Annotated in this window: 25 protein-coding genes; 16 read left to right on the plus strand and 9 right to left on the minus strand. The window is 70.8% G+C overall.

Annotation, left to right across the window (positions count from 1 at the left end):
• Nucleotides 1-2 precede the first annotated feature (2 nt).
• Nucleotides 3-320, plus strand: coding sequence for a hypothetical protein (locus tag AB0M29_RS17500; RefSeq protein ID WP_365383410.1), 318 nt, complete (start codon nt 3-5; stop codon nt 318-320).
• Nucleotides 321-428: 108 nt separating this feature from the next.
• On the opposite strand, the gene AB0M29_RS17505 is transcribed toward AB0M29_RS17500, so the two are convergent.
• Nucleotides 429-809, minus strand: coding sequence for a hypothetical protein (locus AB0M29_RS17505; RefSeq protein WP_365383412.1), 381 nt, complete (start codon nt 807-809; stop codon nt 429-431).
• Nucleotides 810-1,096: 287 nt separating this feature from the next.
• Between AB0M29_RS17505 and AB0M29_RS17510 the strand changes: the two genes are divergently transcribed.
• Both AB0M29_RS17510 and AB0M29_RS17515 read left to right on the plus strand, forming a co-directional pair.
• Nucleotides 1,097-1,918: a trypsin-like serine protease gene (locus AB0M29_RS17510; protein WP_365383414.1), complete on the plus strand. Its 822-nt coding sequence runs from the start codon at nt 1,097-1,099 to the stop codon at nt 1,916-1,918.
• A 105-nt stretch (nt 1,919-2,023) separates the two neighbouring features.
• Nucleotides 2,024-3,220 (plus strand): S53 family peptidase, encoded by a 1,197-nt coding sequence (locus AB0M29_RS17515; protein ID WP_365383415.1) that lies wholly within the window; start codon nt 2,024-2,026, stop codon nt 3,218-3,220.
• A 176-nt stretch (nt 3,221-3,396) separates the two neighbouring features.
• On the opposite strand, the gene AB0M29_RS17520 is transcribed toward AB0M29_RS17515, so the two are convergent.
• Both AB0M29_RS17520 and AB0M29_RS17525 read right to left on the minus strand, forming a co-directional pair.
• Nucleotides 3,397-4,365 (minus strand): hypothetical protein, encoded by a 969-nt coding sequence (locus AB0M29_RS17520; RefSeq protein WP_365383417.1) that lies wholly within the window; start codon nt 4,363-4,365, stop codon nt 3,397-3,399.
• A 3-nt stretch (nt 4,366-4,368) separates the two neighbouring features.
• Nucleotides 4,369-4,920 (minus strand): RNA polymerase sigma factor, encoded by a 552-nt coding sequence (locus AB0M29_RS17525; RefSeq protein WP_365383602.1) that lies wholly within the window; start codon nt 4,918-4,920, stop codon nt 4,369-4,371.
• Between the two features lie 384 nt (nt 4,921-5,304).
• On the opposite strand from AB0M29_RS17525, the gene AB0M29_RS17530 reads away from it, so the two are divergent.
• The 3 genes from AB0M29_RS17530 (at nt 5,305) to AB0M29_RS17540 (ending at nt 9,528) form a co-directional block, all read left to right on the plus strand.
• A complete protein-coding gene (locus AB0M29_RS17530; RefSeq protein WP_365383418.1) occupies nt 5,305-6,417 on the plus strand; it encodes a hypothetical protein in 1,113 nt (370 codons plus the stop codon).
• A gap of 131 nt (nt 6,418-6,548) precedes the next feature.
• Complete coding sequence (locus AB0M29_RS17535) at nt 6,549-7,052, plus strand: hypothetical protein (protein ID WP_365383420.1); 504 nt, start codon at nt 6,549-6,551, stop codon at nt 7,050-7,052.
• Between the two features lie 187 nt (nt 7,053-7,239).
• On the plus strand, nt 7,240-9,528 hold the full coding sequence (locus tag AB0M29_RS17540) for a bifunctional polysaccharide deacetylase/glycosyltransferase family 2 protein (RefSeq protein ID WP_365383421.1): 2,289 nt from the start codon (nt 7,240-7,242) through the stop codon (nt 9,526-9,528).
• 34 nt (nt 9,529-9,562) lie between these two features.
• Here the strand turns inward: AB0M29_RS17540 and AB0M29_RS17545 are convergent, their stop codons facing one another.
• The gene (locus AB0M29_RS17545) at nt 9,563-10,969 is read right to left on the minus strand and encodes a phosphoribosyltransferase family protein (protein WP_365383423.1); all 1,407 of its coding nucleotides are present in this window, start codon (nt 10,967-10,969) and stop codon (nt 9,563-9,565) included.
• Between the two features lie 403 nt (nt 10,970-11,372).
• On the opposite strand from AB0M29_RS17545, the gene AB0M29_RS17550 reads away from it, so the two are divergent.
• Nucleotides 11,373-12,842 (plus strand): cation:proton antiporter, encoded by a 1,470-nt coding sequence (locus tag AB0M29_RS17550; RefSeq protein ID WP_365383425.1) that lies wholly within the window; start codon nt 11,373-11,375, stop codon nt 12,840-12,842.
• Between the two features lie 85 nt (nt 12,843-12,927).
• Here the strand turns inward: AB0M29_RS17550 and AB0M29_RS17555 are convergent, their stop codons facing one another.
• Nucleotides 12,928-14,319: a hypothetical protein gene (locus AB0M29_RS17555; RefSeq protein WP_365383604.1), complete on the minus strand. Its 1,392-nt coding sequence runs from the start codon at nt 14,317-14,319 to the stop codon at nt 12,928-12,930.
• A 134-nt stretch (nt 14,320-14,453) separates the two neighbouring features.
• Between AB0M29_RS17555 and AB0M29_RS17560 the strand changes: the two genes are divergently transcribed.
• The 9 genes from AB0M29_RS17560 to AB0M29_RS17600 all read left to right on the plus strand — a co-directional run bounded on the left by AB0M29_RS17560 (nt 14,454) and on the right by AB0M29_RS17600 (nt 21,981).
• Nucleotides 14,454-15,740 carry a molybdopterin-dependent oxidoreductase gene (locus AB0M29_RS17560; RefSeq protein ID WP_365383426.1) on the plus strand — a complete coding sequence of 429 codons (1,287 nt, stop codon included), beginning with the start codon at nt 14,454-14,456 and terminating at the stop codon, nt 15,738-15,740.
• The gene (locus tag AB0M29_RS17565; RefSeq protein ID WP_365383428.1) at nt 15,737-16,345 is read left to right on the plus strand and encodes a hypothetical protein; all 609 of its coding nucleotides are present in this window, start codon (nt 15,737-15,739) and stop codon (nt 16,343-16,345) included. Before AB0M29_RS17560 ends, AB0M29_RS17565 begins: the two co-directional genes overlap by 4 nt.
• A gap of 74 nt (nt 16,346-16,419) precedes the next feature.
• A complete protein-coding gene (locus AB0M29_RS17570) occupies nt 16,420-17,478 on the plus strand; it encodes an NAD-dependent epimerase/dehydratase family protein (protein ID WP_365383430.1) in 1,059 nt (352 codons plus the stop codon).
• A gap of 73 nt (nt 17,479-17,551) precedes the next feature.
• Nucleotides 17,552-18,271, plus strand: a complete 720-nt coding sequence (locus AB0M29_RS17575; protein ID WP_365383432.1) for a glycosyltransferase family 2 protein — start codon at nt 17,552-17,554, stop codon at nt 18,269-18,271.
• The gene (locus AB0M29_RS17580) at nt 18,268-18,900 is read left to right on the plus strand and encodes a DUF2064 domain-containing protein (RefSeq protein ID WP_365383434.1); all 633 of its coding nucleotides are present in this window, start codon (nt 18,268-18,270) and stop codon (nt 18,898-18,900) included. Before AB0M29_RS17575 ends, AB0M29_RS17580 begins: the two co-directional genes overlap by 4 nt.
• Nucleotides 18,901-18,956: 56 nt before the next feature.
• Nucleotides 18,957-19,643, plus strand: a complete 687-nt coding sequence (locus AB0M29_RS17585) for a methyltransferase domain-containing protein (RefSeq protein WP_365383606.1) — start codon at nt 18,957-18,959, stop codon at nt 19,641-19,643.
• 89 nt (nt 19,644-19,732) lie between these two features.
• Complete coding sequence (locus AB0M29_RS17590) at nt 19,733-20,062, plus strand: TfoX/Sxy family protein (RefSeq protein ID WP_365383435.1); 330 nt, start codon at nt 19,733-19,735, stop codon at nt 20,060-20,062.
• Between the two features lie 116 nt (nt 20,063-20,178).
• Nucleotides 20,179-20,940 (plus strand): NYN domain-containing protein, encoded by a 762-nt coding sequence (locus tag AB0M29_RS17595; protein WP_365383436.1) that lies wholly within the window; start codon nt 20,179-20,181, stop codon nt 20,938-20,940.
• A 378-nt stretch (nt 20,941-21,318) separates the two neighbouring features.
• The gene (locus AB0M29_RS17600; RefSeq protein WP_365383437.1) at nt 21,319-21,981 is read left to right on the plus strand and encodes a nitroreductase; all 663 of its coding nucleotides are present in this window, start codon (nt 21,319-21,321) and stop codon (nt 21,979-21,981) included.
• Nucleotides 21,982-22,016: 35 nt separating this feature from the next.
• Here AB0M29_RS17600 and AB0M29_RS17605 read toward each other — a convergent pair whose 3' ends face one another.
• The 4 genes from AB0M29_RS17605 to AB0M29_RS17620 all read right to left on the minus strand — a co-directional run bounded on the left by AB0M29_RS17605 (nt 22,017) and on the right by AB0M29_RS17620 (nt 24,454).
• Nucleotides 22,017-22,538: a GNAT family N-acetyltransferase gene (locus AB0M29_RS17605; protein WP_365383607.1), complete on the minus strand. Its 522-nt coding sequence runs from the start codon at nt 22,536-22,538 to the stop codon at nt 22,017-22,019.
• 276 nt (nt 22,539-22,814) lie between these two features.
• The gene (locus AB0M29_RS17610; protein ID WP_365383439.1) at nt 22,815-23,666 is read right to left on the minus strand and encodes a helix-turn-helix transcriptional regulator; all 852 of its coding nucleotides are present in this window, start codon (nt 23,664-23,666) and stop codon (nt 22,815-22,817) included.
• 28 nt (nt 23,667-23,694) lie between these two features.
• Nucleotides 23,695-24,222 (minus strand): DUF6879 family protein, encoded by a 528-nt coding sequence (locus tag AB0M29_RS17615; protein ID WP_365383440.1) that lies wholly within the window; start codon nt 24,220-24,222, stop codon nt 23,695-23,697.
• Nucleotides 24,194-24,454, minus strand: a complete 261-nt coding sequence (locus AB0M29_RS17620; RefSeq protein ID WP_365383442.1) for a hypothetical protein — start codon at nt 24,452-24,454, stop codon at nt 24,194-24,196. Before AB0M29_RS17620 ends, AB0M29_RS17615 begins: the two co-directional genes overlap by 29 nt.
• Nucleotides 24,455-24,601: the final 147 nt, after the last annotated feature.

Raw genomic sequence — 24,601 nt, forward strand, 5'->3', positions numbered from 1 at the left:
TCTTGCCTTCCCATCACCGCCTCCGCCCCTTCGCGCCCCTGCTCGTCACCGTGCTGGCGCTGAGCGCCTGCGGTGCCTCCGCACCCCGCACCGGAGCTCTCAACACCGGCACCCCCAACCCCCACCCCACCTGCCGCGTCCACCAGCAAGTTCTTCCCGACAGCGACTACACCGCAGGCGCACACGCCGCGCCGCTGCCCGTCCTGGAGATGCTCAGGTACTACACCTCGCAGCGCACCCTGCCCTTCTGCGACGCGAAGCCACCCAACCCCCAGGACATGGCGTGGTCCAAGCTCTACACCCGCCTCACGCACCCTTGACGTTTCGGGTGGGTGCGAATCCGCGCACGCACCCACCCGAGACCGGGCCGCCGGGGCCCATTCGCCGTCATCGGTGGACCTGTCCGCCGAGGAAGTTCGGCGGTGGCGCTAACTGTTGAGGCCGAAGGGGTCCGCCTCGGCGATCTTCTTTCCCGCCTCCCCGGCGGCCGCGGATCCGCCGGCGCCGGTGATGTGGCTCTTGAGCTTCTTCGCGGGCTCGTCCCCGAGCGCGATCTTGGCGCCCGCGACCGCGGCTCCAACTCCGCCCGGGTGGCCCAGTACCGCCGCGCCCGCTCCCCCCGCGAACATGGCGAAGCCCGCGCTCCGGGCCAAGACGTCCGCGGTGGATTCCTGCCCGAACTCGTGCCCGTTCTTCTTGGGGTGGTATTCGTGGAGTTCGCTGGCTCGACGGATGACGACCGCCCTCACTACCGCCCACGGGTCAGCGCAACCCCCGGCGAAGGCCACCCCGGCCGCCCGGCACCGCACACGGTGATCGTCACCCCCATATGCCCGATTTGCACAGGCAGTTGCGTTCATGAGCCCAGAGCATCACACTGCACGCGTTCACCAGAGGGACGAGTTCCTTTCGGGTGAACGACAACTGCCGTTCGGGGCGGGCTCCGTACGGATTCGGTACGCGTGGTCTCTGTGATTGCCGCCGGACACCGGCGGCCCGGCCGAGGGAGCTGACCGTGTCGTTCTGGAGCGCGAGGTGGCGGACAACGCGTGCGGGTGTCGGCGTAGCCGCCCTCACACTCGGACTAGGGGTTGTCATGGCCTCTACACACCCTGCGGCCGCGATCAATTCGTACAACGCCGTCCCCGCCCCGGAACGCACTGAGGTCGGAGCCCTGATCGCGCGGTGGGACGACGATGCGGATCCCGCCACACCGGACCGGGTGGACTGGGTGTGCTCGGGCACCATGGTGGACGCCGACACCTTCCTCACGGCGGGGCACTGCACCACCGACTGGCCCGCTGGAGTGCGCTTCTACGTCTCCTTGGCGCAGGACGTGCAGTCCGCACTCGACTCCGCGGCGGCGGCCCATCCCGGGGACTCGCAGGCCGTCGCCGCGGCGGTGGGGGTCGAGGGCACCGCACACACCGACCCCGCCTACCCGGGTCCGTCATCCAGTCCGCATGACATCGCCGTGATCCAGCTGCCCGCGGCCGCCGTCGCCGCCAGGTGGACGTTCACCCCCGCGACCCTGCCCACCGCGGGCGAGCTGGACGCCCTGGGCCCCCAGGGGCTGAACACCACCTCGTTCGTGACGGCCGGATACGGCACGCAGGAGGCCCGGCGCGGACCCGGCGGGCAGACGCATCCGGGCGGCGGCGTACGCATGAAGGCGCCCGTCACCTTCAACGCGCTCAACCCGTCGTGGGTGCGGCTGGCGATGACGGAACCCCAGGGCAACGGCGGCGCGTGCTACGGCGATTCGGGCGGCCCCAACTTCGCCACGCTCGACGGCGTACGCGTGCTCGTCGCGACGACCATCACCGGGGACACCCCTTGCTACGCGACCAACGTGACGTACCGGCTGGACTCGCCGGCCGCACGGGCGTTCCTCGCGCCGTTCGTCACCCTCCCCTGACAGCGGCGGGGAAACGAAGTCCGCTCCCATCGGAGCGGCTCGCCCGCCGAGGCCGACGACCAGCTCGGCCGCATCCCGGCTCGACCACTCACCGAGGAGAGTCATATGCAACTGCGCGCACGGCTGTTCAGCATAGGTGTGACGGCGCTGGCGGCGATCCCGCTGGCACTGATCGGTCCCGCTGAGGCCTCGCACGCCACGGCCCTGCCCGCCCAGGCGACCGCGCGCTCCTGCGCGACCGCCAAGGCCGGTTTCGCCTCCTGCAAGGCGGTGGTCCGCACCGACATCGTCGCGGCGAAGTCCGTCTCCCCCCAGGCCACCCCGTCCGGCTACGGGCCCGCGCAGCTCCAGTCGGCGTACAGCCTGCCCTCGTCCACCGCGGGCGGCGGCCGCACCGTGGCCATCGTCGACGCCTACGACGACCCGACGGCAGAGGCCGATCTGGGCGTCTACCGCAGCCAGTTCGGGCTGCCGGCCTGCACCACCGCGAACGGCTGCTTCAAGAAGATCGACCAGAACGGCGGCACGAGCTACCCCCGCACGAACGGCGGCTGGGCTCAGGAGATCTCTCTCGACATCGACATGGTGTCGGCGATCTGCCCGAACTGCCACATCCTGCTAGTCGAGGCGAAGTCCGCCAGCTTCGCCAACCTCGGCGCGGCGGTGAACCGGGCGGCGGCGACCTCCGGCGTGGTGGCGATCAGCAACAGCTACGGCGGCTCCGACGCCTCGGACGCCACCTACGGCTCCTACTACAACCACCCGGGCATCGCGGTGACGGCCAGCTCCGGCGACAACGGCTACGGTGCCAGCTACCCGGCCTCCTCCCACTATGTGACCGCCGTCGGTGGGACCACCCTGAACACCGCCTCCACCTCACGCGGCTGGACCGAGACCGCCTGGAGCGGCGCGGGCAGCGGCTGCTCCGCCTACAACACCGCGCTCACCGCGGCGGCTTCCTTCGGTACCGGCTGCGCCAAGCGGGCCGAGGCGGACGTTTCCGCCGTCGCCAACCCGAGCACCGGTGTGGCGGTCTACGACAGCACCGCCTACCAGGGCCTGTCCGGCTGGCTGGTCTTCGGCGGCACCAGTGTCTCGTCCCCGATCATCGCCTCGGTGTACGGGCTCGCGGGCAACACGGCATCCATCGACAACAACTACCCCTACACCCACTCCACCTCGCTGTGGGACGTCACCTCCGGAAGCAACGGCACCTGCCCCACCACCCAGTGGTGCAACGCGCGCGCCGGATGGGACGGACCGACCGGGCTGGGCACCCCCAACGGCATCGGCGCCTTCTGACCGGTCCGTCGTAGCGGGGCATCAGGCGCGGGCCGGAAGGTTTCCCCTTCCGGCCCGCGCCACCGGCCGACCGCGACCGCACCGGATGCGGGCGTCGACGGCGCCGGCGGTCCCGACGAACCCATCGCGCGATGCCCCCGGGAACTCCACCTGCGGTGAGGGGCCTTGGGCGAAACTCATTTGTACGGGGCCAAACTCGGCGTGACCGCGGCGGACTTGGGTGTGGCCGGGACGGTGATGGGGAGGGGCGTCGTGGTGAGGTGCGGCCCCACGCTCTTCTTCGGGTGGCCCGGGGCGGGCGTTGCCGTCAATGCGGCGCAGTACGCGTCGATCCCGGTCACGCCGCCTGCTGCCTCAGCCAGCCGGGCCTGGGATGTCTTGTCGGGCTTCTTCCCGTTGCGCTGCGCCTTGGCGTATGCCTCGCACAGTCCCTTCGTGCCCTCCTCGCCGGGTGCGCCGGGAGACGGGGACACGGTCGCCGGAGGGAGCGGGACGCCCGCGCCCGTACGAGGTGTCGCGGAACCGGAGGCGCTCGACGGCGCGGAGGGCGGGCCGGTGACGGCACTGCTGCTGCCCGCCCAGGGGGACGAGGCCGACGCGGACGGCTCATGGCTCGCGCTGCGGGTATGAAAGGGGTGCGGAAGATCGCCGCCCTGAGCGGCGATGGCCACCCCGCTCACCGTGAAGACCGCCACGGCGCCGCCCAGCAGCATCCTGGCCGAACGGGTTCCTCGCACGGTACGCCGCCGGCGCCCGCCCACGGCCGAGGCCGGACCGGACGCTGTGGCGGGCCCGGCGCCGACCGCACGCCGGAAGGCGTCCAGGGCTGCCACCTCATCCCGCGGCCTGCCGGGGGGCAGGTCCCGCACCGCAGCAAGGAGGACCGCCAGCTCGGCGGCGCGGGGATGGGCGGCGCCCATGTCCTCGCCGTTCAGCAGGCGTTCCGCGACGCCGGCCTGCAGCCACCGGCCACGGCCGTGCACACCGGCCGGCCCGTCCGCCTGACGGCCCCGGACGCCGGCCTCCCGGCCCTCGCCCCGCGGCGCCCGCACGTCTTCGCCGCTGACCTCCCGCCCAGGGACCAGCTCGCGGGGTCCGGGCTCGCCCCGGCCGTCCCACAGGCCCTGCTCTCGGCTCTCGTTCATCCCCTACTTCTCCTCAGCGCCTTTCAGACGCTCCGACAGACGTACCAACCCTCGATGGGAGGCCGTGCGCACCGCGCCGGGACGTTTCCCCAGCACCTTGGCCGCCATGGGGCCGTTGAGCCCCAGCACCACCCGCAACAGCACCGCCTCGGCCTGGTCGCGGGGCAGCTCCGCGATCAGGGCCAGGGCTCGTTCCGTCGAGAGGTTCTCCAGGGCCACGCCTTCCGAGTCGCGGGCGGTCGCGGGCTCGGCGACATGCTCGTCGAGCACCGTGGTGCGCGGGCGGACGCGACCGCGCCGGACATGGTCCAGCGCCCGGTGCCGGGCGATGGTCGCGGCCCATCCCCGGAATCCCGAACCGTCACCGCGGAACGAGCCGAGGTCGCGGACGATGTCGTGCCAGGTCTCCGAGGCGATGTCGTCCGCGTCGTCACCGATCAGACCACGCAGGTAGCCCAGCAGCATGGGATGGACTTCCCGGTAGACGACGCCGAAGGCGACCTCGTCCCCGCCACGGGCCAAGGCGACGGCGTCACCCAATTCCGTAGCGTCCATCCGCGGGTGCCGGTGCAGTCTCGCCTCGCCCACCACGTCCTCTTCGCGCTCGCCTGCACCCTGCCGTGATCCCGTGCCCGTACCAGGACCGGTTCTCCTGTCGACCGTCCTCACATGCTGGTCGGTACGGGTGGGGCCGTCTCGGCGGGCAGGTGCTCACGGCGGATGCCGTCGATGATCCTCATGTCGTGCCTCCCTTCACCGGACCGTCCAGCCGCTGATCACGCGGTTGCAACGGGAGGCGCAGCCGACCACGGAAACGTCACTCCCCCACGCCCTCACTACGGTTCGTCCCGGTCTGGACACATCGTTGACAAGGTCCAGACCAATCCGTCACCGTGTGGCGCCCCTTCACGAGAACCACCTGATCGCCAGGAGGCGTTCATGCGTGTGCTGTTCGGCAGAGTGAAGTCCTTCGCGGCCGCCGCCGCACTGGTGGCCGCCGCCGCGGTCGTGCCGGCCGCGGCCCCGGCCACCGAGGCACGTGCCGCCACCGGTACCCCACCGCAGGTTTACGGCGCCTGGCACTGCGGCGACGACGCCTGTACGTGGGCGACCGTCCGTGACATGACCGACTTCGACCACAACAACCACTGGCTGATCGACCGCGGCGACGGCCGCCCCTCGGTCAACCTCGTGGTACTCAGCTTCGTCAACCCGCTCACCCTGCTCAACGGCACGACGAACAGCGCCAACACCAACGGCGTTCCGGTCGGCATGAACCAGGCCGTGGTGAACTACTTCACCAGCCACGGCATCCGCGTGATGCTCTCCATCGGCGGCATCACGTACACCGACGCCTGGAACACCGCACTCGCCCAGAACGCCACCCTGCTCGGCCAGAAGGCCGCCGCACTCGCCTCCCAGCTCGGCGTCGGCATCGAGATCGACTACGAGCAGAGCGCGGGCCCCAACACCACGGGCCTGCAGGCGTTCATCGACGCCTACCGGTCCGCGCACCCCTACGACGCCTCGGGAGCCGACCCGACCGCCCGGCTGACCATCGACGTGGCGGCCGGCGACCGCTGGCTGATCGACCTCGACCAGTACGCGACCGCGCACTGGCTCACCCCCGGCACCCCGGTGCTCGACTACGCCAACGCCATGGTGCCCAGCAAGCAGCCGTCCGCGAGCGGCGCCGAGTCGAACTGGCAGGAGCACCTCACCGGCAAGCCCAACTACAGCCCGCCGATCCCGCCGCTGGCCCTCGCGAAGTTCACCGGCAGCCTCTATATCGCCGAAGGATCCCAGGTCAGACCCGAGTGCACCACCTTCCCCTCCTCGCTGCAGAACACCACCGGCACCTGGACGCAGAACGCCGCACCCGTCGGCGCGGGCACCACCAACGGCCTGCTGGGGTACATGTTCTGGGCCGCTGAACGCCCCTCCACCCGTGGTGTGACCACCGACCCGCCGAACACCTGCGAGGGGGGCGTCGGCGCGGGCGCGAGCGCGTACTCCGTCCCGGTCCCGATGCCGGCGCTCCGGCAGAGCTGAGCCGACGGCCAGCGCGGCAGTCGGCTGAACGGCGTTCCTTCTACGGGCAATCCGGCAGATGACCGAAATATCGGCGGCGTCGCCAACGCGATCGGCGTCTTGTAGGGTGCGCGGCTGTGCAATCCCCCGCAGTGCATCCTCCCTCCGACACCGACCCGGCCCCCGAGGCGAGCGCGCACCGGCCGGGCGGCTCCCCTGCGGCCGCCCGGCCGGTCTTCCTCGACCCCTCCGGGCGGCGGCAGCGCCGGGTCAGGCGGTTCGGCCGCCTCCTGGTGATCCCCGCCGCCGGATACGTCGCGCTGCTGCTGAGCGCGGTCTTCGGCGGCCCCTCGGTGAACTCGCCCTACCTCCCGCTGCCCGTCGCGGGCGACCACGGCTCGGGCACCGCCACCAGCGGGCCGACCGCCCCGGGCCGTACGTCCTCTGCCGGGAGCAAGGGGGCCGCGCACGGGTCCGGAACGCCCACCGCGCGCGCCACCGCGGCACCCGCACCGGCAAGCAGGCTGTCGCCGAGCCCGTCCGCACCTCGCACCGCCACCGCCTCGGCGAGTGCGTCCGCCGCACCCACCGTGAAGCACGGCAAGAGCCCCGTGACGCACCCGGTCCCCACCCACAGCAACCACGGCCACGGGTAACCCCCCGGACCCACAGCGCCAGCGGAAACCCGAAGGACGCACCACCATGACGTACGCCCCCGCACCACCCGGCGACGCGACCCCGCCACCGCGAAGAACCCGGGACACCAGGAACACCCCGGACGCCCGGAGACAGGGGAGCAGGTCGCGGCGCGCCCGCCGCGGCCGTCGGGGGGTCGTTCGCAACGTGCCGCTGCGCACGCACTGGCTGCTGCTGACCGTCCTGGTCGTCACACTCTGCGCGGCGCTACTGATCCAGGGCTACACCCAGCACATGTTCGGCATCAGTGACGACGCCGCAGGATCGGGCGCCGGCCCCGCAAGCCGGGTGCCCACCGCCGTCACCCACGGAGGTCCGGTGATCGACAGCGCGGCCACTCTCCCGCGCACCGCCCGCCCCAGACCGCACACCATCGCCCTCACCTTCGACGACGGCCCCGACCCGCGCTGGACCCCGCGGATCCTGGACGCGCTGCGCCGCCACCACGCGCACGCCACGTTCTTCGTCGTCGGCACCCAGGTCGCCGCCCACCCCGAACTGGTCCGGCGCATCCTCGCCGACGGCAACCAGATCGGCATCCACACCTTCACCCACGCCAACCTGGGCAAGATCCCCGCCTGGCAGCGCGACCTGGAACTACGCGAGGCCCAACTCGCCCTGGCCGGCGCCACCGGACAGACCAGCTCACTGCTGCGCCCCCCGTACTCCTCGGGCAACGACGCCCTCGACGACCGCGACTGGGACGCGGTCGAGACCGCGCGCGGGGACGGCTACCTCACCGTACTGACCACACAGGACAGCGAGGACTGGCAGCGACCGGGCGTCAGTCGGATCGTCGCCAATGCCACCCCGCACGGCTCCGCGGGCCAGATCCTGCTCATGCACGACGCCGGTGGCGACCGTTCGCAGACCGTCGCCGCGCTCGACCTGCTCCTGCCGCGACTGGCCGCCCGCGGCTTCACCTTCACCACCGTCGGCGACGCCGTCGGCATCCCGCAGGTGATGCGCCCGGCGAGCGCGGGGGACCACCGGCTCGGCCTCGCGCTGATCGGCACGCTCGACGCCAGCGGGTGGGTGCTGCGGGTCCTCGGATGGCTGCTGCTCGCGGCAGGGGTGCTCGCGGTGCTGCGCGCCGCCGTCGTGGTCACCGCCGCCCGCAGGCACGTCAAGCGGCGGGGCAGGACGTGGGGGGCACCGGTCACCTCACCGGTCAGCGTCATCGTGCCCGCCTACAACGAGAGCGCGGGCATCGAGGCCGCCGTCCGCTCGCTGCTGGCCTCCGATCATCCCGTCGAGATCATCGTGGTCGACGACGGCTCCACCGACGGCACCGCCGATTTGGTCGAATCCCTCAACCTGCCCCGCGTGCGCGTCATCCGGCAGGCCAACGCGGGCAAACCCGCCGCGCTCAACACCGGCATCGCGGCAGCGTCGTTCGAACTGCTGGTCATGGTCGACGGCGACACCGTCCTCGAACCGGAGGCGGTCCGCGCGCTGGTGCAGCCCTTCGCCGACCCGCGGGTGGGAGCGGTGTCCGGCAACGCCAAGGTCGTCAACCGCGGCGGTTTGCTGGGGCGCTGGCAACACATCGAGTACGTCGTCGGCTTCAACCTCGACCGGAGGCTGTTCGACCTCGGGCAGTGCATGCCCACCGTGCCCGGTGCGATCGGTGCTTTCCGCCGCAGCGCTCTGCTACGAATCGGAGGAGTCAGCGACGAAACACTCGCCGAGGACACCGACTTGACCATGGCGCTGTGCCGGGAGGGCTGGCGGGTGGTCTACGAGGAGGACGCCCTCGCGTGGACCGAGGCGCCGGCCTCGCTCGGCGCCCTGTGGCGCCAGCGCTACCGCTGGGGCTACGGCACGATGCAGGCGATGTGGAAGCACCGCCAAGCCGTATTCTCCAGCGGCCAGGCCGGCAAATTGGGCCGCCGCGGTCTGCTCTACCTGCTGCTCTTCCAGGTCCTGCTGCCGCTGATCGCCCCGGTCGTCGACGTCTTCGCCCTGTACGGCCTGGTCTTCCTGGACCCGCTGCGCATCATCGGACTGTGGGTCGCCTTCCTGCTGCTGCAGACGCTGATCAGCGCCTACGCCTTCCGGCTGGACGGAGAGCGCCTGGGGCCGCTGTGGACGCTGCCACTGCAGCAGTTCGTCTACCGGCAGCTGATGTATCTGGTCGTCATCCAGTCGGTGGCCACCGCCCTCGCCGGCAGTCGCCTGCGCTGGCAGCGCATGGAACGCTACGGCAGCCTCACTGTGCCGGCCGGCCCCGTCGCGCCACCCACCCACCACGCCCAGCACGTGCCGTCCCCCGCCGCCCTCCACCAGGACCTGGCCGAGACCTGGCTGAACGAGGTGCGCGGCACGGCGGGCGTCGACCAGGTCACCTACCTGGGCGCCGGCCGGACCCCGGGCCTGCACGGCTCCTCTGACGTGCCGCCGCCGTACGGCCCGTTCCCGTACGACGGCGCCTGAGAAGGTGGTCTCCCACGGTGAGGTGGACGCACGGTCATGAGGTCGAGCCGCGGCCCGGCGGCGACCCTTCGTGCGCCGTACTCCCGCTTGAACCCCGGGCCCGCGCGTCCGACGCGGGGATCATGTGACGCGCGAACCAGTCACCTGCCAGGCGGGCCACGGCGGGCAGGGTTCCCGGCTCCTCGAACAGGTGCGTGGCGCCCGGGACGACGGCCAGGTCGCTGGGGCAGCGCAGCCGCGCCCGCGCCTGACGGTTCAGGCCGAGCACCACGGGGTCATGGCTGCCGACGATCAGCAGTGTGGGTGCGGTGACCAGGGCGAGACGGGGCTCGGCGAGGTCGGGGCGGCCGCCCCGGCAGACGATCGCCGCGATGTCCGCGTCCGGCTGTGTCGCTGCCCACAACGCGGCGGCAGCACCCGTGCTCGCCCCGAACAGACCCACGCGGATGTCCTTCGTCTCCGGCTGCTCCCTCAGCCATCGAACCGCTGTGCCCAGCCTGCTCGCGAGGAGGTGGACGTCGAAGACCTGTGCCCGGTCCTCCGCCTCCTGCGGGGTGAGGAGATCGAACAGCAACGTACCGAGGCCCGCGCGGTTCAGCGTCCGGGCGACGAACCGGTTGCGCGTGCTGTGACGGCTGCTGCCACTTCCATGGGCGAAGACCACGACGGTCCGTACGTCGTCGGACACGGTCAGGTCCCCCTGCAGCCGTGCCCCCTCGACCGGGATGGTGACCTCTTCTTCCCGCGAGATGCCTGTGGTCCCGGCGTGCCCTGGGTTCTCGGTGGCGGCTCGGCGCCCGGACTCGCGGTCGGCGCGTAGCAGGCAGTCCATGACCTCGGCGTCGCTGGTCTGCGAGAAGTCGGCGTAGAACTGGCCCACCCCAGCGAAGTCCCGCGGGGTGTGGGGGCACACATAGCTGTTGGCGGCGTCGCCGAGCGTGCTGGTCCAGCCGGACGGGGCCACGGGTACGGCCATGACGACACGGGCCGCACCCCGTGCCCGTACGACCTGGCAGGCGGCGCGGGCACTGGCTCCGGTGGCGATCCCGTCGTCGACGAGCACCACCGTCCGGCCCGTCACGTCGATCGGTGGACGGTCCTTTCGAAATGCCAGTGCGGCGCGCTCCAGGACGGCCCGTTCACGTGCCTCCGACGCGGCCAGTACGTCCGGGGTGATCCTCGAGGCCGCGAGAACGTCCTCGTTGCGTACGCGTACGCGACCCTCGCCGATGGCGCCCATCGCAAGCTCCGGCCGCCGGGGCACACCGAGTTTGCGCACCAGGCACACGTCCAAGGGCGCCCCCAGAACGTGCGCGACCTCCGCAGCGACCGGGACGCCGCCACGGGGCAGACCCAGGACCACCACGTTCCCGTCCGGCAGGCCGGCGCTCAGCATGTCGGCCAGTTGCCGTCCGGCGTCGTGACGGTCCACGAAGATCACCGAGGCCGCCTCCTCGCGAGGGTTCGGCTCCTGTATCCATCGTGATCACATGTCCCGCGGCGCACAAGTCAGGCTTGACCGCGGGCGCGCCCAGCGGGGGTCAGATGACGCCGCTGGACCGGAGGTCCGGCCGCTGGGCCGTCGGAGCGGTGCGCGACCATGTCGCGCGCGGACAGCCCGCGTGGGCGGTGCCCGGTCCGCAGGGGCCGGCGCGCTCCGCGATCACGGCGGACCGCGTGTCGCACAGCGTGCCGACCACTCCGGAGCCCAGGAGTCGGCGCTGATGGTCGGACCCGAGGTCGATCCGATGACGGGTATGCCCGCCCCAATTCCTTGTTTCGTACCGCCATCAGGCACATTAGGGCGGACGCTGTAACCGATCTTCCCTATGGAGGCCGCCTCGATGGACCACGCGCAGTCGTTCGCGGTCGTCGTACTGATCGCCGCGCTCGTGGGTAGCGTGGCGGTGGCCTCGCACCGGCTGACCGAGCGCACCCGCATCCCGGCCCCGGCGCTGTTCCTGGTGGCCGCCGCTATCGCCTCGGATCTCTTCCCCTCCCTGACGCCGAGGTCGGTGACGGCGACTCAGGACGTGGTGACCGTCGCGTTGGTGGCATTGCTCTTCGACGGCGGCATGAACATCGGGTGGCGGCGTTTCCGCACCGCCGCGGGTGCCATCGTGTGGACGGGCGTGGCGGGGACCTTCGTCACCGCGGCCGGCATCACCGTCGCAGCCCACTGGCTGGCCGGATTCGGCTGGCAGGGCGCGCTGCTGCTGGGGGCGGCGCTGTCCCCGACCGACCCGGCGGTGGTCTTCTCCGTGCTGGGCCGCAAGGAGATCAGCGGACGCAGCGGCACCCTGCTGGAAGGCGAATCGGGCGCCAACGACCCGGTCGGCATCACCTTGATGGCCGCGCTGCTGTCGGCGGGCTCGCACACCGGCGCCGCCGCGGTCGGCAAGGGTGTCGCGGTCTTCACCGAGCAGATGGTCATCGGTGCGGCGGTCGGCGTCGCCGGGGCCTGGGCGCTGGGCTGGCTGATCCGCAAGGTGCCGCTGCCGAGCGAGGGCCTGTATCCGCTGCGGACCCTGGCCGGGGCCTTCGTCATCTTCGGTGTGGCCGCGGTCGCCCATGGTTCGGGATTCCTCGCCGTGTTCACCGCCGGGATCCTGCTGGGCGACGTTCGCGCCCCCTACAAGGCCGAGATCGAACGCGTCCACGCCTCCCTCGCCGCGATCGCGGAGATCGTCGCCTTCATCGCCCTGGGCCTGACCATCCCGTTGCACACCTTCGCCCATGAGCACGCCTGGGGCGCCGGCGTGGTGCTGGCCGTGCTGCTCGCGCTGGTCATCCGCCCTGCCGCCATGGCCCTGCTCCTGCCACCGATCCGGCTGCGTACCGGCGAACGGGTTTTCATCGCGCTGTCGGGACTCAAGGGCGCCGTGCCCATCCTGCTGGGCAGCTACGCCCTGACCAGCAACGTCAGCCACGCCCAGCGCATCTACGACGTCGTGTTCGTCGTCGTGGCGCTGTCCGTCATCGTCCAGGGCGCCGCCGTACCCGCCCTGGCCCGCTGGTGCCGCATCCCCATGCACACCACCGAACTCGAACCCTGGGCGGTCGGCGTCCGACTGCGATCGCGCCCCGAAGGGCTGAGCCGCTGGCAGATCGTTCCCGGATCCGCCGCCGACGGAAGCCTCGTCGCCGACCTGGACCTGCCCGACGAAGTGTGGATCAGCCTCGCCATCCGCAACGACCAGCCCCTGCCCGTCACCGCACGCACCCGCCTCCAGGCCGGCGACCAGATCCTCGCGCTCACCGACACCACCCGACCCGACGCCGCCGCCCACCTGTTCACCCGCCCCGTCACCTGACCACTGCTGCAGGTCGTGCCACCGGGCAGAACGGTACGGCCGTCGGAGTGATCGTCCCGCGAATTCGGTCTCGGGTGGCGTGTGGTCACCACCCCGTCAGGAGCAGGTGGTTGATGAGGAGGGCGACGGATGCTTGTGCGGCCAGCCAGCCGCGACGGTCCCGGGCCGGGAGCAGTGCCGCCGTCGCGGGCAGCCACAGAGTGAAGGGCAGCCAGATGCGTTCGGTCTCCGCCTTGCTCATGCCGGACAGGTCCGCGGCGATCATGGCGAGCAGGAACGCGCAGGGCAGCAGCACTGTCGCGGCCATGTGCGGTGCGCGGCCGCCGCCCCTCCATCCGCGCAGGGCTCCTGGCGCGGCGACGAGCGTGCGGCGCAGGCCCGCGAAGGAGGCCAGCCCTGCCGCGGCCGCTGCGGCGCCGAGGTCTCCCCACATCCAGTAGGCGTAGGGACGTGTTCCGCCGTAGCCCTGGTAGTAGCGGGTCCTGAGCAGGCCGTACGCCTCCCACCAGTTGAATCCGGCCACCGTGAAGCCCACGGCGACCACCGCGAACCCGGCCAGCACGTACGGCAGGGGGCGGACGTTCCGTGTGCTGAGGAGTACCGCGAGGGCGGGGACCGCCATGAGGACGAGGCCGTAGGAGAGGTACACCGCCGCGCCGAACAACAGGCCGCTGCCCAGGCCCGCGACGGCGGCGCGCCGACCTGATGTCCGGGTGGCGGAGACGGCCAGCAGGGCGACACCCCACGCGGACACCGCGGCGAAGTACCCGTCGGCTGACACGCCGACCCAGACGGCGCCGGGCGCGAGGACGAGGAAAGGCGCCGCAGCCCGCGCTTGCCGCTCGCTCGCCAGGGTGCGCAGTGTCACCAGCGCGGCCATGGCGAACGAGCTGCCGGCGGTGATGCAGAAGACGGCCGCCCAGGCACCGCCCCCGAGTCCCAGGCGGTCGAGCCCGACGAAGGTCAGTACGGCTCCGGCGGGGTGGCCGGCGATATGCGTCTCCCAGGGGTGGGGTGACGTGATGAGGATGTGGTGGGTGAAGTCCCGCAAGGTGGCACCGACGTCCCGGAAGCGGCCCACCCCGTGCACGTATTCGCCCCATGTGGTCAAACGGTGGGCGACACCGGTCTGCCAGCCGTCCACCAGCGCCAGTGACCATGTCCAGGCCATGGCCGTCGCCCATGCGGAGAACAGGAGCGCCTTCCACGGCAGACGTGCTGCCAGCGCCGGACCGTAGGCGATGACCAGTGCGGCGACCGTCAGTGCGGCCGGAGTGCCGACCCCGATGTGCGGATCCCAGTGCGCCGCGAGCGGCGGCCAGGACACGAGGATCGCGTGGGTGTGCCGGTCGACGAGCACGCCGACGACTGCGACGACCGCGAAGAGCAGCAGCCCGGCACCTGCGGCAACCAGGTCGCCGCGCCGGCTGGCGAGCGGGTCGGTCCGGTCGCCCGTATCGGCGCCAGGGAGGTGCAGTGGGGAGGGCGTGAGGGTCACGCGACCAGATTAGGCACGGCCGGTGCCGGAATACCGTGCACACTCAGTGACGTCAGAATTTCGTCACATGTCGCTTGGGGATAACAGCTCCGGAGCGTTCTAGTGTCCCGGTCATGAAAGTGCCCACCCGCCTTCCCCTCAGTCCATGGCGCAGCCCACTGCGCGGCCCCTGGCTGACGTCGGTGTTCGGGGTGGTGTTGCTCTGCGGTATTCCCCTGCTCTTCCTCACAGGACTGCTGTCCTACGCCGCATACAATCCCGATCTGTCGTCAATCAACGACAAGACCCCGAAGAAGGGCCTGCTGGGCTTCTACCTCTTCTCGTGGCCGACCCATCCGTACTGGCTCTACCGCGTCAACCAGGGCGTGCACGTCACGCTGGGCATCGTGCTCGTGCCGGTGCTGCTGGCCAAGCTGTGGTCGGTCGTGCCCAGGCTCTTCGCCCTGCCGCCGGTACGCTCCCTCGGGCACGCGCTGGACCGGCTTTCCCTGATCCTGCTGGTCGGTGGCGCCCTGTTCGAATTCCTCACCGGAATTCTCAACGTACAACTGGACTATATCTTCCCGGGATCGTTCTATCCTCTGCACTTCTACGGCGCATGGGTGTTCTTCGGCGCGTTCACCGCACATGTCGCCCTGCGCCTGCGCCGCATGTGGACAGCGCTGCGCGGCCGCGACCTCCGCGCCGAACTCCGCACAGCGAGATCCCGTACGCGGCCGGAGTCCCCGGACGTCACCGGCCTGGTGCCCGACCATCCTGCCGAGCCGACCATGTCGCGGCGCGGAGCCCTGGGCATGGTGGGGCTCGGCTCGCTGGCCCTCTTCGCGGTGACGGCGGGCCAGAGCATCGGCGGATCGCTGCGGCAGACGGCGCTGCTCGCGCCGCACGGCCGCGATCCGGGTTCGGGACCCAACGGCTTCCCGATCAACAAGACCGCCTCCTATGCCCACATCAGCGCCCAGGACGTGGGCGACGGCTGGCGGCTCGTCGTCAAGGGCGACGGCAGGCAGGTCTCGCTGTCCCTGGCACAGGTGCGCCAACTCCCGCAGCACCGCTCAGCCCTGCCCATCGCCTGCGTGGAGGGCTGGTCAACGGAGAACCAGGACTGGGAAGGCGTGCGCCTGGCCGATCTGGCCAAGCTCGTCGGCCACGAGAGTGATCCGCCCGGCGTGTTCGTGGAGTCGCTGCAGCGGTCCGGTTCCTTCCGGGCCGTCGCACTGCGCGACAACCAGGTCCGCGACGGGCGTTCGCTGCTCGCGCTGCGCGTCAACGGCGCGGAACTCTCCCATGACCACGGCTATCCGGCCCGCGTCATCGTTCCCGACGCGCCCGGCGTGATGAACACCAAGTGGGTGCGGCAACTCACCTTCGGCGCCACCACGTTCGGGGCTCAGACATGACCGACACTCCCGAGCCGGAAGAACCGCCGCAGGCAGAGGGATCCATCGCGTCGCGGGCACGGGGCCGCACACTCCTCGCCCGCTTCCGCAAGCTGTACGGGGAGTCGCCGTGGCACCTGCTCGTGCTTGTCGTCTGTCTCGCGGTGTCCGCCTACGCCGCGGTGCGCCTGCTGGACACCAACTGGTTCGAGGTCACCAAGTGGTTCGTGGGAGCGGCCCTCGTGCACGACCTGGTGCTGGTGCCGCTGTACGCCGGGACCGACTGGATGACGAACCGGGCGCTGCGGGCCGGACGTCCCGTACCACCGCCGACGAAGCGGCGCGACACCCGGACCGCGGTGCTCAACCACCTCCGGTTCCCGGCGTTCCTGTCCCTGCTGCTCCTGCTGGTGTACTGGCCTCTGGTGTTCCAGGACTCCAAGACGCCGTACGAGGTGTCCACCGCCCTCGACCCGGATGTCTTCCTGGGGCGCTGGCTGCTGATCACCGCGGTGGTGTTCGCCGCGTCCGCGGTCCTGTTCACCGTACGGCAGTGGCGGGCCAGGACCAGGACCACCGGCTCATCGCACAAGCGGACGGGCCGACCGTCACATCGGCCGAGATGACAGGTTCTTACGAATCTGTGGCGCCCTGCCCATGCAACGCCTCCACCGCCCCACCAGACCCTAAGGTCGGCGCCATGCGCGTACTTGTCACAGGCGGCGCGGGCTTCATCGGCTCGCACATCGTCACCGCCCTCACCGCCCGCGGCCACGAACCCGTCGTCCTCGACGCCCTGCTGCCCTCCGCCCACGCGGTCGCGCCACCACGTCCGGAGGCGGAATGGATCCACGCCGACGTGCGAGACACCGACGCCGTCACGCACGCGCTGCGCGGCGTGGACGCGGTGTGCCACCAGGCGGCCATGGTCGGCCTGGGCAAGGACTTCGCCGACGCCCCCGCCTATGTGGACTGCAACGACGTGGGCACCGCCACCTTGCTGGCGGCCATGGCCGAGGCACGCGTCCGGAACCTGGTCCTGGCCGGATCGATGGTGGTGTACGGCGAAGGCCGCTACGACTGCGTCCGGCACGGACCTGTGGCCCCGGGACCGCGCACCGTCGCCGATCTGACCGCGGGCCGCTTCGAGCCGCCCTGCCCACGCTGCGGCGCCGAACTCACCCCCGGCCTGGTCGACGAGGAAGCGCGCACCGATCCACGCAACGTGTACGCGGCGACCAAGCTCGCCCAGGAGCACCTGGCGGCGGCCTGGGCGCGCGCCACCGGGGGCCGGGCCACCGCCCTTCGCTACCACAACGTCTACGGGCCACGCATGCCGCGTGACACCCCGTACGCGGGAGTGGCCTCGTTCTTCCGTTCCTCGCTGGCCCGCGGCGAGGCGCCGCGGGTCTTCGAAGACGGCGCCCAGCGACGTGATTTCGTGCACGTACGAGATGTCGCCGCGGCGAACGCGGTTGCCTTGGCGGCGCTGCCGGACGGCGAAGCAGGGGCGTTCCGCGCCTTCAACACCGGCAGCGGCACGCCGCACACCATCGGCGAGATGGCGACGACGCTCGCCGCCGCGCACGGCGGACCGGCGCCGCTGGTCACCGGTGAGTACCGGCTGGGCGACGTACGGCACATCACGGCGTCGTCCGAACGGCTGCGCAGCGAACTGGGATGGCGCCCCGAGGTCGAATTCAGCGCGGGCGTGGCCGAGTTCGCGAAGGCCGAACAGCGGGCCGTCCCCGTTCCCTGAGCAGGGTCGCGGCCCGCACTCGGCCGCGTCCCCTACCTCACCCTCCGCATCACCGAGCTTCAGGAACCCCGCGATGGACGTGACCGACGTGACCCCCATGACTGCCGATGTCGTTCTCCCCTGCCTCGACGAGGCGCTGGCGCTGCCCTGGGTCCTCGGGCGGCTGCCCGCCGGGTGGCGGGCGATCGTCGTCGACAACGGTTCGACGGACGGCTCGGCCACGCTCGCCGCCGCCCTTGGTGCGACAGTCGTGCACGAGTCGCGGCGCGGCTTCGGCGCCGCGTGCCACGCCGGACTGCTCGCCGCGCAGGCCGAGTTCGTCTGCTTCTGCGACTGCGACGCCTCGCTCGACCCGGGGCTGCTGCCCGCCTTCGTCCGCCAAGTGGCCGCCGGAGAGAGCGATCTCGTGCTCGGACGGCGCCGGCCCGAGGGAGCCGGGGCGTGGCCACCGCACGCGCGCGCCGGCAACCTGGCGCTCACCAGGATGCTGCACCGCAGGACGGGCTTGCGCCTGCACGACCTGGGCCCGCTGCGTGCGGCCCGGCGCGAGGCTCTGCTCGGTCTCGGTCTCACCGACCGCCGCAGCGGCTACCCGCTGGAGATGGTCGTACGGGCAGCCGACGCGGGCTGGCGCGTCACCGAACGGGACGTGCCGTACCGGCCGCGGACGGGAAAGTCCAAAGTCACCGGCACATGGCGTGGCACCTGGCAGGCCGTACGAGACATGCGCCGTGTCCTCGCCGTACCGGCCACCGACCCAGACGCCCTCCAGGCCGCGGCGGGCACGCGATGACCACCTTGCTGGTGATCGCCAAGGAGCCCGTACCCGGACGGGTCAAAACACGGCTCACCCCCCACTTCTCCCCGCGGGAGGCCGCGCGGCTCGCCGAGGCCGCCCTCGCCGACACGCTGGCCACCGCCCTGGCAGCTCCCGCGCACCGCCGGGTACTCGTCCTGGACGGCGCCCCCGGCCCCTGGCTGCCACCAGGGTTCGAGGTCGTACCCCAGGCAACCGGCGGACTCGACGAGCGACTGGCCTGTGCGTTCGGCCAGTGCCATGGACCCGCGGTGCTGCTCGGCATGGACACACCCCAGGTCACCCCCGAACATCTGCGGCCCGCCCTCGCTCCGCACGCCTGGGACCAGTGCTCCGCCTGGTTCGGCCCCGCCGTCGACGGCGGATTCTGGGCGCTGGGCATGGCCGTACCGGACCCGGCGCTGCTGCGAGGCGTACCGATGTCGACCGCCGACACAGGGCGCCTGCAACGCGAGCGGCTCACCCACGCGGGTCTCACCGTGCGCGATCTCCCCCTGCTGCGGGACGTGGACACCGCCTACGACGCGGGCGTGGTCGCGGCCGAGGCACCCGACAGCCGCTTCGCCGCGGTACTGGGCCAACTGACGAAAGCCGGGGCGCGGTGAGGGCCCCCGCGCCCACCACGGCCGTACCCACCAGGCGGGCCACAAGCGAACGCCCTCTGTGCTGGGAGGCCGATCCGTACACGCGGGCCCTGCGAACCGGTCGCGGACCGCTCTTCCTCCGCAGCACAGCCGGATGGCTGCTGCCGCTCGATGTCCAGCGCTGGTGTGCCGAGCCCGACGGCGCCGACCTCACCGTGCTGGCGCGATGCCGCGGAGCGGTACTCGACGTCGGCTGCGGGCCGGGCCGGCTCGTGCGCACGCTCGCCGCCCGAGGACACCGAGCCCTGGGCATCGACATCAGCCCAGAGGCGGTACGGTGCGCCGCCCGCACGGGCGGCCCCGCCATGGTGCGCTCGGTCTTCGATCCGCTGCCGGACGAAGGCCGCTGGGACACCGCGCTCCTCGTGGACGGCAACATCGGCATCGGCGGCAACCCGGCTGCCCTGCTCGACCGCATGGCCCAGATCGTCCGACCCTCCGGGACCCTCCTCGTGGAAACGGCCCCACCCGGCCTGCACGACGACCTCGACGAACACGTCGAGGTGCATCTTGACGACGGCAACGGCCCGCACGGCGATGCCTTCCCCTGGGCGCGCGTGGGCCCCCGCGCACTGCTTCGTCACAGCAAGCCCGCCGGCTGGACACCAGCCTGCACATGGACGGCTCCGGACCGGCGCTTCGTCGCTCTCGTCCGCCACGGAACCACGGCGGATGCGCGACGGGGTGTGAACGATGGGGCGTGATGGGCTAACGGCAGCGGCGGTACCGGTTCCGCGGTGATTGACTACGGAGAGCGGCAGTACGTCACTTACCCCACGTTCTGAGGCTTCGCATGGCATACGACGAAGGACTCGCTCAGCGCATCCGTGAGCATGTGGGCGCGGAATCGGCACTGACCGAGAAGCGGATGTTCGGCGGCCTGTCGTTCCTCGTCCACGGGAACATGGCGGTCGGCGTCATCGGTGACGAGCTGATCGTCCGCGTCGGCCCCGACGCCACCGACGCCGCACTGGCCCGGCCCGGCGCACGGCTCTTCGACTTCTCCGGCCGGCCGATGCGCGGGTGGGTCACCGTCACGAACAGCGCGCTCGCCGACGACACCACGCTCGGCGCATGGATCGACCACGGGCGTGACTTCGCCGCCGGCCTACCGGCGAAATAGTCATCCGGCGGCGGCAAGGAGCGCCACGCGGTGTACTTCTCCGCGATCCGGGCGAGCAGCCCGGTCGGTGAGTCCTGGCTGTGTCTTCGGCGTCACCTGCGCTACGGTCCAGTGCCGTGGAGAACACTGCGAAACTGGCGGTACTGATCGACGCCGACAACGCCAAGCCCTCGGCCGTCCAGGAGTTGTTGGCGGAGGTCGCCAAGTACGGGACAGCGCACGTCAAGCGGGCCTACGGGGACTGGACAGGCACCCAACTGAAGGGCTGGAAGGACGAACTGCTCACCCAGTCGATCCAGCCGATCCAGCAGTTCGCCTACACCACCGGGAAGAACGCCACCGACTCCGCGATGGTCATCGACGCCATGGACCTGCTGTACTCGGGGCGCTTCGACGGGTTCTGCATCGTCTCCAGCGACAGCGACTTCACCCGCCTCGCCGCCCGCATCCGGGAGTCCGGCCTGACGGTGTACGGCTTCGGCGAACGCAAGACGCCCAAGCCGTTCGTCGCGGCATGCGACAAGTTCATCTACGTCGAGAACCTCAAGAGCGCCACCGTCCCGGCCGAGGCCAAGCCGACGGCCCGCGACACCGCAGCCAAGCTGAAGGGCGACGCCGCGCTGGTCAACCTGCTCCGCCACGCGGTGGAGGCAGCCTCCGACGACGACGGCTGGGCCCACCTCGCCAACGTCGGCCACATCATCACCAAGCAGCGCTCCGACTTCGACTCCCGCACCTACGGCTACACCAAGCTCAGTGACCTCCTGGCCGCCACCACCCTGTTCGAACTGGACCGCCGCACTCCCGGCGGTGGCAAGTCGGCGGCCATCTACGTCCGCGACAAGCGCAACACCGGCAGCGGCAGCGGCCCCAAGTAGCCGCTGTCCGAGGGCTGAGGTCAGCACCCCGGCCGGTCACATGTCGGTGCCGATAGCCGTCGGCAAGGTCGCCCACTGGCTCAAGAAAACCTACCGCGATCAACGCCGTGCTTCCTGGGGCAGCTTCCTGACCAGCGATACCCAACATGCTCAGATGCCGCGAACGGCCGCCTCCGCCCCGGTATGGCGTCAGCTCGATGTGCCGGGGCGGTTGACGCACCCGGGTTCCGGCGGCCGCCGCCCCACTCAACTCTCACCGCTCAGCCGGATGCCGGGCCCTGGTTAGGAGGTGGGCGCCGGCGACGGAGCCTCGCACTCCGGGTGCGACGATCATTCCCGTGTCTTCGCTGCCCGCCTGGAGTGAGAGGACGAGACGACGTGGATGTGTATGAGGCCGTGCACAGTCGCAGGGCTGTGCGGACGTTCAGCGATGAGCCGGTAGCCAGAGAAGTACTCGAGCGAGTGCTGGCAGCGGCGACGCGGGCTCCGTCGAGTGGAAACCTCCAGCCGTGGCATGTGTATGTCGTGGCCGGCGAGCCTTTGGCCGAGCTGAAGAGGCGTGCGACGGCCAGGGCACTGGCGGGAGACCCGGGTGATGAGCGGGAGTATCCGATGTACCCGGCCGAACTGGCCTCAATCTACCTGGACCGTTTTGCCGCCGCGGCCGCCCAGCGGTACGCGGCACTGGGAATCGAGCGCGACGACCCCGCCCGGCCTATGAAGATCGCCGCCTTGAACTCGGAGGCGTTCGGGGCGCCGGTCGTCCTCTTCTGCTACCTCGACCGGACGATGGGACCCGGACAGTGGGCGGACGCGGGGATGTACCTGCAGACGGTCATGCTGTTGTTGCGGGCGGAAGGGTTGCACAGCTGCCCGCAGGTGATGTGGACGATGTATCGCGAGACCGTCAGCCACATCGTCGGAGCTGACAGCGGACTCGTGCTGTTCTGCGGTGTCTCGGTGGGATTCGAGAGGGAAGGCGCGCCACAACCGCTTACCGGGCGGGCTGACATGACAGAAACGGTGAGCTTCATCGGATGACCCGCTGACGGGTGATCTTCACAGCAGACGGGTCGTCAGTGGGTGTCGCTCCGCACGGGCGCCGCGTAACAGTGCACGGTCACCGTCTGGGTGGGACTCCATTGCTGGTCGACGGTGCCCAGCAGGCTCCAGCCGAGGCGCTCGTACAGTGCCGCTGCCGAGACGTCGGAGGCCACGACGTCGAGGACTGGATGCAGGCCACCCTCTTGTGCTTCCCGCGCTGCCCGCGCCATCAGAAGAGCTCCGACGCCGTGGCCTCTTGCCGAGGGTGAGACGAACAGGCGGCTGATCACCGCGGTCTGACCGACGGGCACATCATCGCGTCGGCTCCACAGAACCGGGGCGACATCTCCCTGGGAACTGCGGGACAGGCCGATGTGACCTACGAGGCGTCCGTTGAGCTCAGCCACCCAGGCCGCGATCAGGGACGGCTGCGTCAGCCACTCGCCGGGGCGGGCCGGCCAGTTGACCGGGTAGCCGTCATGGTCATGGACCTCGGCGAGCACACCGACGCACCCATCGAGGTCGGATGCCTCACGCCGCCGCACGCGGCAGATGGGGGTGGCGTCGGCGGTTCGCGTGTCCTGTCGATTCACCTGAACATGGAAGCACACCCCGAACCTCCCTCTCGAGCGCTGCGGCATCGACCACGACTAGGCCCTTGCGGACGATCCGTAGGGTGACGCCGCAGCGGCGGGCTTGGCCCGGGGGCGCTCCTGTGCGGGAGCTCAGGAGACTTTGCTGCGCTCCCGCACCCGGCTCCTGGCCAGGGACGGGACCGCCCGCGTTCACCCGACCAGGTCGGTGCCGTGGCGGACCCCGCCAACAGGGGCCTACAGTGCGTCGATCGCCTTGACAACCAGCGCACGCGCATCGGCGCCGTACACGGCCATGGTCCGCAGCTTCTCGAATGCGGTCACGTAGAGGGCCACTTCGCTCGGCTGCGTGATCGTCACCTCGGCGGACAGCAGTTCGACGGACACCATCCGGTCGTCGTAGACGTGGAACGTCTCCTGCGGCCACATGCGGCGGACCGCTTGCGATCCAGGGATGATGCCGAGCGACACGGAGGGGAGCGCACCCGCTGTCAGCAGATGGCCGAGCTGGGCCGCCATCGCGTCGGCGTCGCCGAGTTGGTAGCGCAGCACCGACTCCTCGATCAGGAACACGAAGCGGTGCCCCGGCTGGTGGATGATGCCGGACCGCTCTACGCGTGCGGTTGCGGCCTCGGGACCGTCGTTGACAGGGATCTTCCGGAAGTCAGCGATCGCCGACAGCAGCGCCGCAGCGTACCCCTCCGTCTGGAGAAGGCCCGGAACCATGGTGGACGAGTACACGCGGAACAGCGCCGTGTCCCGAAACAGATCCGTCACCGCGCCCTGCAACTGCCGCAATCCGCACGCAACTTGCTCGCGCCACTCCCTGTACATGGACTCCGCGCTGAGGGACTGCGCTATCAGGTCGTCGGCTTCAGCCGGTCGACCGCACGCCTGGGTCCAGCGCCGTATGTCCAGAGCGGACGGGGCGGTCCTCGCGTTCTCGATACGGCTGGTCTTTGCGTGGTGCCATCCGCACAGGGCGGCCAGTTGGGCTACCGTCAGCCCCGTCGTCTTCCGCATTTCGCGCAGCCGCCGGGCGACGGTTTCGCGAGCAGCCTGGGCGGACGAGGACGGGGATGCTGACATGCGCTGACCTGCCCATGTGGGAGGGGTGCTAGCGGATTCGGTACTGGTCGTGCGGAGTTCCGAGGTCCCATGCGGCCTCGAAAGCACCGGCGCACAGCTTGGCGGCTGCTGGATCGTCCGTCACTTCTTCACCGGCCCACTGCCCGTCTCCGGTGAAGTGATTCCAGTGGACCCATGTCCCGTCGAAGAGCCAGAAGTCGTTTCCGGGCAGGGCGATGCCCGATGCCAGGCGGCGCGGCAGCCACCGCACGTGCTCACCTGCCGCCACGTTGGTGAAGGTTCCGGAGTGCTCGTACCGGATGTAGTCGCTCACCGGCTCGGACACGATGCGGGTCCGCCGCACGACGACTCCGCGCGCGACGGTCGAAGTGATGAGGTCGAGCCACGGGCGCCACCAGGAAGCGCGGTCGGCGGGATCGAGCCGCACGCCCGCCTTCCAGTCGGCGAAGGGACCCTTCTCGTTGTCGACGGCGTAGGCGTCGCGCATCTCCAGGTGCACCGCCGAGCGTGTGCAGCCCGCCATCAGTTCATCGAAGGTCGGCACGCTCGACGGCATCGCACGCCTCCCTGATCATGTGCACCATCCTCGCGGGGATTCGGATCACCGCCTCACTCTCGGGGATGCCGACGGCGTGCCCGGGAACCTCGAAGGCCGCGAACTCCGCTTCGAGTCCGCCGTCGGGCTTCCAGCCCTGGAGGACCAGTTCGCCCCTCCCCTGATCGACCCACACCGTGGGACTGGCTTTGTCGCCGGTTTCCGGGTCGATTCCGATGAACTGTAACGGCATGTCAGCCTCTCATTTCCGAAGTGCAGTTGTGTGCAACACAGTCACCTGGATGGGTAGGGAGGTCAAGAGCGCCTGCAGAACCTCAATCTTCGGGTGACTTTGAGTGCACCAATCTGCACAATGCTCGCAGCCGCGCACACCGCCCTC

It is taken from the genome of Streptomyces sp. NPDC051976 (genome assembly GCF_040680795.1).
Classification (GTDB): domain Bacteria; phylum Actinomycetota; class Actinomycetes; order Streptomycetales; family Streptomycetaceae; genus Actinacidiphila.

Bases quoted from the DNA above. Each gene is read 5' to 3' on its own strand.
- AB0M29_RS17515 (WP_365383415.1), top strand. From the start codon at position 2,024: ATGCAACTGCGCGCACGGCTGTTCAGCATAGGTGTGACGGCGCTGGCG.
- AB0M29_RS17615 (WP_365383440.1), bottom strand. From the start codon at position 24,222: ATGCCGTCGAGCGTGCCGACCTTCGATGAACTGATGGCGGGCTGCACA.
- AB0M29_RS17525 (WP_365383602.1), bottom strand. From the start codon at position 4,920: ATGGACGCTACGGAATTGGGTGACGCCGTCGCCTTGGCCCGTGGCGGG.
- AB0M29_RS17560 (WP_365383426.1), top strand. From the start codon at position 14,454: ATGAAAGTGCCCACCCGCCTTCCCCTCAGTCCATGGCGCAGCCCACTG.
- AB0M29_RS17520 (WP_365383417.1), bottom strand. From the start codon at position 4,365: ATGAACGAGAGCCGAGAGCAGGGCCTGTGGGACGGCCGGGGCGAGCCC.
- AB0M29_RS17510 (WP_365383414.1), top strand. From the start codon at position 1,097: ATGGCCTCTACACACCCTGCGGCCGCGATCAATTCGTACAACGCCGTC.
- AB0M29_RS17575 (WP_365383432.1), top strand. From the start codon at position 17,552: ATGGACGTGACCGACGTGACCCCCATGACTGCCGATGTCGTTCTCCCC.
- AB0M29_RS17620 (WP_365383442.1), bottom strand. From the start codon at position 24,454: ATGCCGTTACAGTTCATCGGAATCGACCCGGAAACCGGCGACAAAGCC.
- AB0M29_RS17610 (WP_365383439.1), bottom strand. From the start codon at position 23,666: ATGTCAGCATCCCCGTCCTCGTCCGCCCAGGCTGCTCGCGAAACCGTC.
- AB0M29_RS17550 (WP_365383425.1), top strand. From the start codon at position 11,373: ATGGACCACGCGCAGTCGTTCGCGGTCGTCGTACTGATCGCCGCGCTC.
- AB0M29_RS17565 (WP_365383428.1), top strand. From the start codon at position 15,737: ATGACCGACACTCCCGAGCCGGAAGAACCGCCGCAGGCAGAGGGATCC.
- AB0M29_RS17580 (WP_365383434.1), top strand. From the start codon at position 18,268: ATGACCACCTTGCTGGTGATCGCCAAGGAGCCCGTACCCGGACGGGTC.
- AB0M29_RS17530 (WP_365383418.1), top strand. From the start codon at position 5,305: ATGCGTGTGCTGTTCGGCAGAGTGAAGTCCTTCGCGGCCGCCGCCGCA.
- AB0M29_RS17570 (WP_365383430.1), top strand. From the start codon at position 16,420: ATGCGCGTACTTGTCACAGGCGGCGCGGGCTTCATCGGCTCGCACATC.
- AB0M29_RS17590 (WP_365383435.1), top strand. From the start codon at position 19,733: ATGGCATACGACGAAGGACTCGCTCAGCGCATCCGTGAGCATGTGGGC.